Origin of the sequence: Nesterenkonia salmonea (genome assembly GCF_005771525.1) — a bacterium.
Classification (GTDB): Bacteria; Actinomycetota; Actinomycetes; order Actinomycetales; family Micrococcaceae; genus Nesterenkonia; species Nesterenkonia salmonea.
On record NZ_VAVZ01000024.1, the window covers coordinates 40,813 to 52,314 of the forward strand.

An 11,502-nucleotide genomic window follows, 5' to 3' on the forward strand; every position below is an offset into this window, starting at 1 on the left:
AAGCCCGGCGCTCATTCAATTCCCAGGACGCGAATGGTGAAATCCACATTATCGAGCTCGGCTGGGGCCTCTCCTAGGGGCTCCTGGCTGCGGCGGGCATTGACAGCCAGCTGGGCGGCGTCGTGAACGTCATCGACCACCATTCCGGTGGCGTGGCCCTGTGCGACGTAGAAGTCAACATAGATTCTGGTTCCGCTGGCCCGGGTGACGATATCCACCCCGGAGGCTTCTCTGTCCGCTGAGCCAAAGAGCGCCTTGGCGGAGCGGGTGAGTATTTCTCGGTAGCTGGGAACCAGCCGTGAGACCCCGGGGGTCTCTGTGATGGTCCGCACCAGGTCATCGTGAAGGTCGCAAAGCCGTTGGCCGCTGCTCTCAGTCTTCATGGATATCCTCCACTTGCAGGTCGATCGCCGCCGCATCAATGCCGAATACCGTGTGGAGTCGGTCTGCGATACCGCGCCGGAGGTGAGGAATGAGCTCCTGCACAGCCACATGCGGGGCCATGGTGAATCCGGCCCCCACACTGAACTGTGATGCCTCGGCGGAGATCTCCTCGAGTTTGACGCTGCGGGCTCGCAGGTCTCCGAAGGAGTCGATGACATCTCTCACTTCAGCCCGTATCGCTGAGGTCGTCACCTGATAGGTGCGCCGTTTGGGGGTGATGAGTTCGGTGCTTGGGCCGCGCAGCGCCTCTTTGTTGACGATATCCATAATGCGGCTCTTGAGACCCGATTGGGTCTCAGGCGGCGCCTCGGAGGCCGTCCTGTAGTCAGACAGCACCTCGGAGAGGCGGCGATAGTTGGCCTCGAGATGTTCGTCGTCGAACAGGTCTTCTGGAGGCTGGGTTGGGTCATCGTCGTACGTACTCACAGCCACACCTCCATTCCTTCGCTGATCGTCCGGCGAGCCCGGTGGATCCTGCCCCGAACACTTCCTTCACTGATTTTTAGGATATCGGCAATCTGTGCGTATGACTCGCCCTGCATCTCAAAAAGTATCCATGCCAATTTCTGTTCTGGGGGAAGGGTATTGAGAATTTTTTCGAGCTCGTGGACCGCGGCGGATCCTACGGCGCTGCGTTCGGGGCTCACGCCCTGTTCAGCGAACTCCCACATATCTGAGGTGTCAGTGGGGACGCTTCGCCTCGATTCGCGTTTGCGGATGAGATCGATGCAGGCGTTGCTGGCCAGCCGATAGATCCATGGCTTGAACCTGGTGGGGTCCTGCAGAGTCTCCAGTCGGCGCCAGACGGTGATGAAGGTTTCCTGCACAATGTCCTCAGCCTCCTGAACATCGCGCACCATCCTGCGGCACAGGCTGGAGAGTGGGCCTTGATACTGATCCACCAGAGCTTCAAACGCCTGGATATCTCCGTCCATCGCGCGCAGCACCACTGTTCTGTGCTGTGTGCCGCCTTCATCGTTGAGGGCCGAGGACTTGGCGGTAGCCCGCCCGTCACCTGTCATGCGGACATCACATCACACCTTCGCAGGGTTCTGAGTCCGCCGGCCAGCACGAGTCCCCAGATCAGCAGCATGGGATACCAAATGGCGGCCTGGCCGATGCGCCCGGTGGGGTCCTGAACGTCTGTGAAGACCAGTAGCACCACATTGACCACGGCGCCGCTGGCCCCATAGAGGATGAGCGCGGCCGAGGCAGTGATCGCAGCCACCCGCAGCGGCCTGCTGTTCCGAAGGCGTCCAAGCAGCAGCAGCGGTAGCAGACTCACAGCTGTCTTGACGGTGAAGATCAGCACCAGGGCACCTCCGAGCAGCACCGGCGCATCGGCCTGGAGCTGGATGATCCACTCGCCGATGGTGTCCAGGAGAAAGTCGCCACCTAACGCCCAGTAGAGGTTCGGGGCGGCGTTGAGCAGTCCTAGGAAGGCCGCTGTCCGGAGTAGCGCGGTGGCGCGATGTTCAGTCCTGCGGCTGCGGCGGGACAAATCCGAACCTCTCGCCATCACGCCACTTCTGAGGCACATTGCCGTAGGCCGGAATGCCGCCCTGATCGCGCAGCATCGCCGCCATATGCATCAGGTTGTAGGTCATAAACGTCAGGTTCCGGTTGGTGAAGTCGTTCTCAGGACCTCCGCTTCCTGGATCCAAGTAGCTGGGCCCGGGCCCCACTTCCCCGATCCATCCCGCATCAGCCTGAGGGGGGATCACACACCCTATGTGTTGAAGACTGTAGAGAAGGTTCATGGTGCAGTGCTTGACGCCGTCCTCATTACCGGTGATCAGCGCTCCTCCAACTTTGCCGTAGTAGACGTACTGGCCGGCGTCATTGACATCCGCGGAGTTGCTGTAGAGCCGCTCAACGATCTTCTTGGTCTCACTGCTGTTGTCTCCCAGCCAGATAGGACCGGCGAGGATGAGGATGTTTGCCGCCTTCACACGGTCGAAGATGCCGGGCCATTCATCGGTCTCCCAGCCGTGCTCCGTCATATCGGGATACACTCCCGGGGCTATCCGGTGATCCACGGTGCGGATCACCTCCACCTCAACCCCGTTGCGCTCCATCAGGGCCCGAGCCGCGCCAATCAGACCATCGGTATGGCTAACCCCCGGGGACCGGGTGAGAGTCCCGTTGAAGATGACGGCCTTCAGCCCGGAAAACTGTTCAGTTGTCATGGGAGCTCCTCCACCGAGTCATGATCAGTTCTCCCGTGTCCTCGGGAGAATGTAGGCATGGTAGCGCGGGACACTGGGCTCAGTCCTCACGTTCGGCAAACACCACCCGATTGTCGAGGTGCCTGCCGGCGGCGTCGTCGAACTCTCCGGTACAGGTGATCAGCCGCAACTGATCATCAGGGCCAGCGCCGAAGACCTCGCGGGTGGGAAAGTCATCCTTGGGGAAGTCAGCGGTGCTGCTGACACGGTAGAGGTGCTCGTCGCCTTCGGCGTCAGTCACCGTGACCTCATCACCGGGCTCGAGCTCGAGTAGCCGGAAGAAAACGGCGGGTCCGGCGGCGGAATCAACATGGGCGGCGATCACTGTTGGACCTGGTTGGCCGGGCCTGCTCCCGTTGGCGAACCAGCCGACGTCATCCCAATCAGCCGGGGGCTCCAACCGACCATCCTGCTGAATGGCCAGATCGATCAGCGGCTCATCCAACTCAATCCGCGGAATCTCCACGCTCTCCGGTTCCGCCGCCGCAGGGAGCGCTAAGGCTGCACCAGAATCGTTGCTCGCATCAGACCGGGGTTCGGCGGAGTCTTCCACCTCAGGTTCGGACTCCTGCGTGGACTGAGATGTCTGCTGTAGAGCAGCCTCCGCGTGGTCATCGGCGTCCTCACCGGTGGCAGCCTGTGTGCACCCGACGAGGAACCCGATGACCGCTGCGCCCATGACCGCACGCCACAGGCCGGGCCGCACTGCCGCACCCCGGCGCGGCTCTGCCTGTGACGATGGCACCATCAGCGGATCAGGCCTGCTGATCAGCGTTGCGGCGCTTCAGCAGGAAGAACGCGCCTGCGCCGGCCAGTGCTGCAGCTCCGACACCCAGTGCGGGACCAGCGATGCTCTGCTGAGCTGCCGTTCCGCCACCACCGGTCTCCACTCCGTCCAGCGGAACCTGCATCAGCTGCGCCCGCACCACACCGTCCGGGTAGTCCTCAGTGTGAGAGTCTGCGGAGAACGCTTCAGGGTCTTCTTCAAGCTGAGCCAGGGTGAAGCCTTCGCCAGTGTCGTTGCCCTCATCATCGTCGATACCCGTCATGAACGGACCCTCCATCCATCCCGAAGAAGTGCGGGGTTCATCTCCCACCGGCTCAGGGTCAGGGAACGCGATGCGTGGTGGACCGGGTTCTCCGGCGGCGGCCTCATGAATGTGAGTAGCCGTCATGGCTGGGCTTTCATAGTCCCCAGTGACACCTTCGAGCGTGATCTCGTAGCAGATGACGTCTGTCTCTGAGTTGACCCAGAGCATAAAGTCGCCCATGGCGCCCTCCTCACCGGGGGAGACTTCACCGTCACCGTCGATGACCTCCTCCGGCACAGCCATGGCCGTGAACGCGCTGGTGAACTCATCCGGCCATTCGACCTCAGTGTTGGCCTGCGCCGGGGTGGCCAGCAGCAGCGACGCAGCCGCACCAGCAGCAACGCAGCTCCCCGCCACTGTCCGGCGACGCATTGTTCCAGTACCCATGATGTGTTCCTCTCTCATGACTCTCACAGACCGCGGGTGCGCCCTGTCACTGAGTGATACGCACCACCTAGGGCCAGCGTTGAAAGGAAAGGCCGACGAATTTTTCTTCCCCGGGTGGGTGGGGCCCTAAGAGGGACATCTGAGGATTGCGCACCGTGCCCAAGGTAGGATGTCCTCACATCTGACCGGAGCGGGGAGTGATCAGACTGGCCGAACGTCAGTCGACAGCCACTGGTGCGGCTCCGGCATCCCCGCCGCAGGAGAGCAGTTTCGACGTCGCATCCGCCTATCAGCGTTTCGGCCGCGAGCTGTACCTGTTTGCCCTCAACGCGTTGGGCGACGCCGGTGCTGCCGAGGAAGCCATACAGGAGGCTTTCACCCGAGCATGGCGGGCGCGGTCTCGGTTTGATTCCCAGCAGGGAAGCGTGCGCACCTGGCTTTTCGCGATTGCCCGCAATGTCATCCGAGACACCTTCCGGCGCCGCGCTCGCATCCCGGAGCCGGTGGATGATAGCCGCCTGAGCCCATCTTCATGACCCTGCGCGCGACCCTGACGAGAGCCTGGTGCTGCTGGAAGCCCTGTCAGCGCTGAGCCGTGACCACCGGCAAGCCGTGATCGCCATCCACGTGGTGGGCCTCAGCTATGCTGAGCTCTCCGACGCACTCGGCGTCTCCGTGTCGACTCTGCGGTCGAGGACCTTCCACGGCCTGCGGGCCCTGCGTCAGCACATCACATCCGGGGAGGAGAGCGATGACTGAACATTCCGATCGCGCCCAGGAGCTGATCGCTGCGGCCTTGGCCGGTGACCTGAGCCCAGCGGAGCAGCAGGAGTTCGAGGCTCTCCGCGCGCAGGACCCCAGTATTGACTCCACTATGGCCGAGTTTTGCTCCCTTGTGACCGGGCTGCGCACCGCGGGACATCAATGGGAAGAGGCGACGCCGCCGCCGAGCCTTGAGCAGTCCGTACTCAGTCTTGCCGGGGATCTTAGTTCTGACGACGGCACTCCCGCCGAACAACCAGGTGGCCCGGTCCCTGACCATGAGACTTCGAGTGCCGACGCCTCACTGCATCCAGCCCTGGATGAGCAGTTCGCACGGTCAACGAGTACCAGGAGCCGGCGCCGTGCGGCATTCGCTCTGGCCGCAGCTGGGGGCGCGGTCCTGGGTGGTGCTGTCACGGTCGGCGTCCAGCAGATCATGGACGCACCACCTGATGGCCCGCCCGGAACCTACGGTGCGGTCGAAGACGTTGCCTTCGACTCCCAAACTCCGGGCGTGGACCTCGACGCAAGTCTCATCGCCCACACCTGGGGCACCGAGACCGTGCTGGAGATTGACGGGCTCGAACCCGGTGAAAGCTTCACGGTAGTGCTCATTTCCGAGGAGGGCGATGAGTACGCTTCAGGGACGTTCTTCGGCTCGGAGGTGCTCATCGAGTGCCGCATGAACGCCGCCATCATGCGTGATGAGGTCGCCCGAGTGGAAATCACTGCGGCCGACGGGGACCTGATCGCAGGGGCTGACCTTCCGGATGCGATCGACCCTGAAGCCGAGGAGACTGAGACTGAAGCGGCCGAGTCCGACTAACGTGACGGGCAGCTGAACCGCAGCGCTAGCGATCCAGTGCGCAGGCTTCTACGAGCTGAGCGTCCCGCTCTGTGAGCGGCCCGCCGTTGATCAGTGCCGCACCCAGCCGGGCGGCCAATGGCGCCAACAGCACTCCGTGACGGTGGAAGCCGGTACTGACCACAAGCGGCGTTCCTGCCTCAGGTATCCCCAGATACGGACGGTCATCAGGAGTACCGGGACGCGCTCGGGTCGTAATCTCGACAAGCTCCATATCGCGCACCGCCGGGAGCACCGCAGCGGCATCCTCCAACAGCTCCGCCACACTGCCTGCATGGGTCCCGGGCAGCCCGTCCTCCCGGGACGAGGCCCCCACCACCAGACCATGGGGTTCCAACGGATCTTCTGAGCCTCGCGGTACCAGGTACACGGATCGGCCCCCGACCCGGGCGCGAACGGTCGCAGAAATGAGGTGCTCCTCCCCCGGACCCAGCTGATCGCGGCCCACCCGAAGCCGGATGACGTCCCCGTAGACCGGCCGAAGATCCAGCGCATGCCGGCTGGGAATACCTGCCAACTGGTCGTATCCCAGCCCCGGGACCACCACAGCATGGGCAAAATCGGCGGACGCGGCGTCGTCGTAATGGATGCGTATGCCGCCCTGAGCGGTGCGATCCACGCCGGATGCTCGGCGGGCGACCCATGTGGCAGGTTGCCCAGCACCCGGAAAGTCAGACTCGGTCAGCGCGGCATTCAGCGCCTGGGTGACGCAGCGAATGAGCTGGCGGGGGTTGACCTGGTGATCCCCTGGGACGTCCCATGTTTTGGCCAGGCCGGGGCTGAGGGCAGGCTCGCGGCGGCGCAGCGCCGAGCTGGTCAGCGGGCTGACCTCCATGCCCTGCGCCTGCTGCACTCTCACAAGGTCCGCCACTGCATCCCGGTCACCCGGGTCAGCCGCCACCAGGACCGTGCCGTTTTCTCGGTAGCCGGTGGTGATGCCGGCGGCGCGCTCCACAGTGGCGATGAACTCCGGGTATTCCTCGCGTGAGGCGGTCATGAGGTCCCAGAGCTGCTGCTGACCGTACTGGACCTCGCTGATGGGCGCGAGCATTCCGGCCGCGGCGTAGCTGGCCTGCGCGCCGGGCTCGGGGTCGATGATGGTGACCGAGTGCCCGGTCAACCGCAGCTGCCAGGCGGTCAGCAGTCCGACGATCCCGCCGCCAACCACTGCAGTACTAAGTTCAGCAGATTGCGCCATAGCCCCTCAGCTTACGTTCTTCGGCTGGGTGAGCTGGGGCGTGGGCGCTGCGGGAGTTGACGCCGGGCTCCGCCGCCTCCGAGGCCCCCGCTCCGTTTTACCCTGCCTTCTCTGCCCCCGTTCCCTTTTACCCTGCTTCTCTCACATCACACAGCGTTATAGCGCAGGGTATTTCCAATAACCCTTGGTAAACCGTCCCAGTCGGCCCGCCAGCCCCGCTCTCACCTCTACGGGACGGCGGAACTAGCCCGGGATTTGGACTGCAGAGCCAGCAACGACGACTCGGGCCGAGTCCTCATCAACCCGCACCTGGAGCTGACTGGGACGCCCCATATCCTCACCCTGCAGCACAGTAAGTTCACGGACGCCATGGATACGCCCAAGTGAGCGCAGGTATCCGCCGAATGCCGCGGCAGCAGCACCTGTAGCCGGGTCCTCGACCACCCCGCCCACCGGAAAAGGATTGCGTGAATGGAAGAGCTGGTCAGTCTCCGGCCAGATTAGCTGCACCGTGGTCCACCCCTGCTCACTCATCAGCGCTTTCAGCGCCTCAAAGTCGTACTCCAGATCGGCCAGACGCTCGCGGGTCGCCGCGACCAGAATCAGGTGCTTTTCACCACCGAACGCCTCATGAACGGGAAACTCGGCCGAGAGATCCTCAGGGGACCACCCCAGTGCAGCCAGCGCCGCGTGGACTTGTTGCGTTTCTGCGGGCCGGCTCCGAGTCTCCACACTGGTCAGCGCTGCACGGATGACGCCATCGACCCACTCAGTTTTCACGTCTATGCGCCCGGCGCGAGTCTCGAACACCACATCTCCCACCCCGTCGCGATCGGCCAGAGCGACGGCGGTCGCGATTGTGGCGTGCCCGCAGAACTCCACTTCTGCCAAGGGACTGTAGTAGCGCACGAGGAACTCAGAAGGTCTTGTGCCTGGCTCAACGAACGCGGTCTCGGAATACCCCACCTCTGCAGCGATGCGTTGCCTGTCCTCTGGAGGCAGGTTCAGAGCTCCAAGCACGACGCCGGCTGGGTTACCTCCACCAGGCTCGGTAGTGAATGCGGAGTAGCGAAGTACGTTGACCATGCTGATGAGTCTGCCTCCACCCATCTATCGCGGCAAACGGCAGTTCCTAGTAGCACTCATCGATATAGCCGATAGCATGCTGCGGCGGATACGGGACGACACTTCTTCAAACATTCTTCGTGAATGCTCGAAACGATCACTGCCGTGGCGACCTCGTCCGAAACTTCACCTGAGGGTCTGGTTCGGTCGCACGTTTGCGAGGTACGTGTGCCAGCACCAGCAGCCCGGCGGCGAGCGCTGCGAATCCGTAGATAAAGGCACTGGCCCCCATGGCGGACTCCATGCCTGCAGCCCGACTGTACCCATACTGGGATTCAAGGTGCAGATATGATGCGCGGCATCCCGGCCGGATCCCACCTGCGGCGCTACCCTGCCATTTCAACATCACAAGCCGCTCTAGCGCAGGGTAAAGCTAATACGGCAGGGGTTTTCTGGGGTGGCATGTCACCGGAGAATCGCAGGTGGGCCTGAAGTTGATGGCCATCACATAGAGTGATCTGACGTGCCACATTGTGAGGAGAACACCGGTGAATGCGTACCCCGTCCCGCCCTGGGACCCAGAGCTGGTTCCAGCCTTAGCCAACGCCCGCGTCACCATGCCTGCACTCTCTTTGGAGAATCTTGAGGAGAGGCGCCGCAACATGGCCGAAGGCGTGCCCGGTGAGCCCGAACCGGACCTCACTGCTGGCGGAAGAGTCTTGGTGGAGGAGCGTTCTGTCCCTGGACCCTACGGCGCTCCGGACATCACTGTGCTCATTCTGAGACCAGCCTCTGGAACCCTCACTGCTGCCGGGATCTACTTCATCCATGGCGGAGGCATGATGATGGGCACCTGCCGGAACGGGGTCGAAGCACTCGTCAATTATGTGGCTGAGGGTCTCGCCACCGTCGTTTCGGTGGAGTACCGGCTTGCTCCTGAGAACCCCCACCCCGCACCCGTTCAGGATTGTTATGCCGGTCTGGTCTGGACCGCGCAGAATGCCGCAGACCTCGGAATCGACGAGGAGCACCTCATGATCGTCGGCACCAGCGCCGGAGGCGGTCTTGCGGCAGCCACTGCTCTCATGGCCCGTGACCTCAGTTATCCAGCGTTGTCTCACCAGGTACTCATCGGCCCTATGCTCGACGACCGACTTGAAACCCCGAGCAGTCAGATGCTGGACGGTCAGGGGTTTTGGGACCAGCATGAAAACCTCATGGGGTGGCAAGCACTATTGGGTTCTCAACAGGGTGGCCCTGATGTCTCCCCCTACGCAGCCCCAGCCCGGGCTGAGGACCTTTCGGGATTGCCTCGCACCTACATTGACTGCGGGTCATCGGAGACGTTCAGAGACGAGATTCTAAGCTACGCGCAGCGGCTCTCAGCGGCGGGGATCAGCGTAGATCTGCACATGTGGGGCGGCGGGTTCCACAGTTTCGACTCGATCGCTCCGGAGGCGCTGGTTTCCCGGACTTCTGCAGCCGTGCGCGACGCATTCATCCGCAGAGCATTGAAGGAACACCCGCCGGTTCCCGCCCAAGAAGGCGACTGAGAGGCCCGAGAGACTGAGGCGGCTAAACCTCTAGTCGGCTCGAGGCACCAGCCAGTACCGCCACGAGCTCGGCTGAACTATAGTGCGGTAGTTCCACGTGCCCGAGAGAGACCTTAAGCCCTTCCGTGAGGTCTCGATCAACGAGCTCATCTCGCATTGCCTCTTAATTGACGGCATCAAATGTCATGTGAACCGCATTCATGGCGGCGTGAAGTCTCCGCTGCCGATACGCACGTTTCAACTGGTTGCCCGCACTATCGCCTATCCCGCTTGCCTTTTGCGTATCGGCCGGTAGCCAAGGAGACATAAGAGAGGCGAAAGGCCCTTCACGATATGGCTGGATCAGAGGAGACTCTTGTGCATGAGTGCCCACCCTCTCGAGCTCAACACGGCTTGCGTCACGGTGTCATCGCAGACAGCTTGGCGGTTGCGGATATTCAACGCTGTTATCGGGGTGCTCCATTTGGTCTCCGGCTCAGCCATGCTCGCCCTCAGTAATGACTTTTCCCTGCCCCTCTCCACCTTCACTTTTAACGGTCCGCCAGGGACACCGGTGTCACAAGGCACCCCGAACCTGGTATTCGATCTCCCTCTCGGGATCGCGACAGCATCCTTCCTTCTGCTCTCCGCTCTCTTCCACTTCCTCATCGTTTCCCCCTGGGGCTTTCGGCGCTACATTCGCGAGCTGTCTAAGGGACGGAACCGCTTCCGCTGGGTGGAGTACAGCCTGTCCTCGACGCTCATGATCGTGCTCATCAGCCTCCTACTTGGCATCTCTGACATCGCGGCTCTCATCGGCCTGGGTCTCGCCAACGTCGCCATGATCTTCTTTGGCTGGCTGATGGAAATGGCAAACAACGGCCTTATGCACGGGAAAAACGGACGCTCAGCACGTGGTGAGCGAGCATGGTGGACCCCTTTCTGGTTCGGATGCGTCGTCGGAGTTGGCCCGTGGTTAGCAGCCGCTATCTACCTGATCATCAACGTCGGCATTGAGGGTGGTGAAGGCCCGCCGGGGTTCGTCTATGGCATCATCGTGTCGCTGTTCATCTTCTTCAACATCTTTGCCGTCAACCAGTGGCTCCAATACAAGCAACTCGGCCGATGGAAGAACTACCTGACGGGAGAGCGCACGTACATCGTGCTGAGCCTGGTCGCCAAGAGCCTGCTGGCGTGGCAGGTATTCGCGAACGTTCTGGTGAGCTGATCAGCTCTCGTCCACTCACTGGAACGCCGGTTAGTTAGGTAAGGACCATGACTCTTGAGCCAGCTCCTCGACCAGCTCTAAGGTTGTCGACCGCAGCTACCAATTCAGGGAAAGAATAACGAGCAACTCTGGGAGTGAGTCGCAATTCAGTGGCCAACCCGAGGAACGCGGCCCCTCCCGGCACCATCGGCATGACCCGCACGTGCTCCGCAGCCAAGCCACGCCCACCCTGTCACCTAAGTCATGTTGGAATGCGGCGTCCCCTACCGCAGCGACAGTTCCGACGACTTGATGATCAGGGATCACACCTGGTGGATGCGCGGTCGATGACGTGAAGATCAGTGCGGCACACCCCTCAGGCTTGTACCTTCACGAGTAGTTCGTCAGCCTTGGGCGCGGGGATGTGGCATTCCGCCAGGATCAGGGTGCCTGCTACGGAGCCGGTATGCCATGCTCTCATTTTTGGCCAATGACTCGGGGTGGTGCGCTGGTGAAGACCGCCGTGTTCTCCCGTACGGCTGCGGCGAGTATTCCTACCACCAGAATTATCTGGAGGAGACCTGTCGCAAAGTAGAGCCCTTGCAGCCATGAGAACCCCCAATGATGCCGGTTTCCACGAAGATCCAGATGACCATAAGTAGTGCCCCATAGAGTGGTGTAGCACCTGGTGACCATGACGGTCCTGAACGTGAGCGCGGTCAT

16 protein-coding genes are annotated in these 11,502 nt (G+C 62.2%); 5 read left to right on the plus strand and 11 right to left on the minus strand.

Annotation, left to right across the window (positions count from 1 at the left end; genetic code table 11):
* Positions 1 to 11: 11 nt before the first annotated feature.
* The 7 genes from FEF26_RS09530 to FEF26_RS09560 all read right to left on the minus strand — a co-directional run bounded on the left by FEF26_RS09530 (position 12) and on the right by FEF26_RS09560 (position 4,150).
* Positions 12 to 383 (minus strand): hypothetical protein, encoded by a 372-nt coding sequence (locus tag FEF26_RS09530; RefSeq protein ID WP_138253308.1) that lies wholly within the window; start codon positions 381 to 383, stop codon positions 12 to 14.
* Complete coding sequence (locus tag FEF26_RS09535; RefSeq protein ID WP_138253309.1) at positions 373 to 870, minus strand: hypothetical protein; 498 nt, start codon at positions 868 to 870, stop codon at positions 373 to 375. Before FEF26_RS09535 ends, FEF26_RS09530 begins: the two co-directional genes overlap by 11 nt.
* Complete coding sequence (locus FEF26_RS09540) at positions 867 to 1,466, minus strand: RNA polymerase sigma factor (RefSeq protein WP_138253310.1); 600 nt, start codon at positions 1,464 to 1,466, stop codon at positions 867 to 869. Before FEF26_RS09540 ends, FEF26_RS09535 begins: the two co-directional genes overlap by 4 nt.
* On the minus strand, positions 1,463 to 1,945 hold the full coding sequence (locus tag FEF26_RS09545) for a DUF3995 domain-containing protein (RefSeq protein ID WP_166432990.1): 483 nt from the start codon (positions 1,943 to 1,945) through the stop codon (positions 1,463 to 1,465). The genes FEF26_RS09540 and FEF26_RS09545 overlap by 4 nt, the downstream gene beginning before the upstream one ends.
* Positions 1,920 to 2,633 (minus strand): flavodoxin family protein, encoded by a 714-nt coding sequence (locus FEF26_RS09550; protein WP_138253312.1) that lies wholly within the window; start codon positions 2,631 to 2,633, stop codon positions 1,920 to 1,922. The genes FEF26_RS09545 and FEF26_RS09550 overlap by 26 nt, the downstream gene beginning before the upstream one ends.
* 79 nt (positions 2,634 to 2,712) lie before the next feature.
* Positions 2,713 to 3,420 (minus strand): class F sortase, encoded by a 708-nt coding sequence (locus FEF26_RS09555; RefSeq protein ID WP_243730505.1) that lies wholly within the window; start codon positions 3,418 to 3,420, stop codon positions 2,713 to 2,715.
* A gap of 7 nt (positions 3,421 to 3,427) precedes the next feature.
* On the minus strand, positions 3,428 to 4,150 hold the full coding sequence (locus tag FEF26_RS09560; protein ID WP_243730506.1) for a CHRD domain-containing protein: 723 nt from the start codon (positions 4,148 to 4,150) through the stop codon (positions 3,428 to 3,430).
* 197 nt (positions 4,151 to 4,347) lie between these two features.
* Here FEF26_RS09560 and FEF26_RS09565 point away from each other — a divergent pair, with 197 nt between their 5' ends.
* From FEF26_RS09565 to FEF26_RS09575, 3 genes are read left to right on the plus strand one after another with little or no spacing between them, the layout of a single operon-like run.
* The gene (locus FEF26_RS09565) at positions 4,348 to 4,686 is read left to right on the plus strand and encodes an RNA polymerase sigma factor (RefSeq protein WP_138253313.1); all 339 of its coding nucleotides are present in this window, start codon (positions 4,348 to 4,350) and stop codon (positions 4,684 to 4,686) included.
* 28 nt (positions 4,687 to 4,714) lie between these two features.
* On the plus strand, positions 4,715 to 4,909 hold the full coding sequence (locus FEF26_RS09570) for a sigma factor-like helix-turn-helix DNA-binding protein (protein ID WP_166432991.1): 195 nt from the start codon (positions 4,715 to 4,717) through the stop codon (positions 4,907 to 4,909).
* Positions 4,902 to 5,738 carry a hypothetical protein gene (locus FEF26_RS09575; RefSeq protein ID WP_138253315.1) on the plus strand — a complete coding sequence of 279 codons (837 nt, stop codon included), beginning with the start codon at positions 4,902 to 4,904 and terminating at the stop codon, positions 5,736 to 5,738. The genes FEF26_RS09570 and FEF26_RS09575 overlap by 8 nt, the downstream gene beginning before the upstream one ends.
* Positions 5,739 to 5,763: 25 nt before the next feature.
* Here the strand turns inward: FEF26_RS09575 and thiO are convergent, their stop codons facing one another.
* Together thiO and FEF26_RS09585 are read right to left on the minus strand one after the other, a co-directional pair.
* Positions 5,764 to 6,975 (minus strand): glycine oxidase ThiO, encoded by a 1,212-nt coding sequence (thiO, locus tag FEF26_RS09580; protein WP_138253316.1) that lies wholly within the window; start codon positions 6,973 to 6,975, stop codon positions 5,764 to 5,766.
* A 243-nt stretch (positions 6,976 to 7,218) separates the two neighbouring features.
* Positions 7,219 to 8,061 (minus strand): PhzF family phenazine biosynthesis protein, encoded by an 843-nt coding sequence (locus FEF26_RS09585; RefSeq protein WP_138253317.1) that lies wholly within the window; start codon positions 8,059 to 8,061, stop codon positions 7,219 to 7,221.
* A gap of 527 nt (positions 8,062 to 8,588) precedes the next feature.
* On the opposite strand from FEF26_RS09585, the gene FEF26_RS09590 reads away from it, so the two are divergent.
* Positions 8,589 to 9,593 (plus strand): alpha/beta hydrolase fold domain-containing protein, encoded by a 1,005-nt coding sequence (locus tag FEF26_RS09590; RefSeq protein ID WP_243730507.1) that lies wholly within the window; start codon positions 8,589 to 8,591, stop codon positions 9,591 to 9,593.
* 361 nt (positions 9,594 to 9,954) lie between these two features.
* Positions 9,955 to 10,800, plus strand: coding sequence for a heliorhodopsin HeR (gene heR, locus FEF26_RS09595; protein ID WP_138253318.1), 846 nt, complete (start codon positions 9,955 to 9,957; stop codon positions 10,798 to 10,800).
* Between the two features lie 96 nt (positions 10,801 to 10,896).
* On the opposite strand, the gene FEF26_RS16105 is transcribed toward heR, so the two are convergent.
* Both FEF26_RS16105 and FEF26_RS15930 read right to left on the minus strand, forming a co-directional pair.
* Complete coding sequence (locus FEF26_RS16105) at positions 10,897 to 11,142, minus strand: alcohol dehydrogenase catalytic domain-containing protein (RefSeq protein ID WP_424991733.1); 246 nt, start codon at positions 11,140 to 11,142, stop codon at positions 10,897 to 10,899.
* A gap of 114 nt (positions 11,143 to 11,256) precedes the next feature.
* On the minus strand, positions 11,257 to 11,502 hold a 246-nt coding region (locus FEF26_RS15930; protein ID WP_208012887.1), incomplete at its 5' end, for a hypothetical protein.

What these genes read in the sequence shown, in the direction of transcription:
- FEF26_RS09530 (WP_138253308.1), bottom strand. Translation starts at nt 383, where the DNA reads ATGAAGACTGAGAGCAGCGGCCAACGGCTTTGCGACCTTCACGATGAC.
- FEF26_RS09540 (WP_138253310.1), bottom strand. Translation starts at nt 1,466, where the DNA reads ATGACAGGTGACGGGCGGGCTACCGCCAAGTCCTCGGCCCTCAACGAT.
- FEF26_RS09550 (WP_138253312.1), bottom strand. Translation starts at nt 2,633, where the DNA reads ATGACAACTGAACAGTTTTCCGGGCTGAAGGCCGTCATCTTCAACGGG.
- FEF26_RS09555 (WP_243730505.1), bottom strand. Translation starts at nt 3,420, where the DNA reads ATGGTGCCATCGTCACAGGCAGAGCCGCGCCGGGGTGCGGCAGTGCGG.
- FEF26_RS09560 (WP_243730506.1), bottom strand. Translation starts at nt 4,150, where the DNA reads ATGGGTACTGGAACAATGCGTCGCCGGACAGTGGCGGGGAGCTGCGTT.
- FEF26_RS09575 (WP_138253315.1), top strand. Translation starts at nt 4,902, where the DNA reads ATGACTGAACATTCCGATCGCGCCCAGGAGCTGATCGCTGCGGCCTTG.
- thiO (WP_138253316.1), bottom strand. Translation starts at nt 6,975, where the DNA reads ATGGCGCAATCTGCTGAACTTAGTACTGCAGTGGTTGGCGGCGGGATC.
- FEF26_RS09585 (WP_138253317.1), bottom strand. Translation starts at nt 8,061, where the DNA reads ATGGTCAACGTACTTCGCTACTCCGCATTCACTACCGAGCCTGGTGGA.
- heR (WP_138253318.1), top strand. Translation starts at nt 9,955, where the DNA reads ATGAGTGCCCACCCTCTCGAGCTCAACACGGCTTGCGTCACGGTGTCA.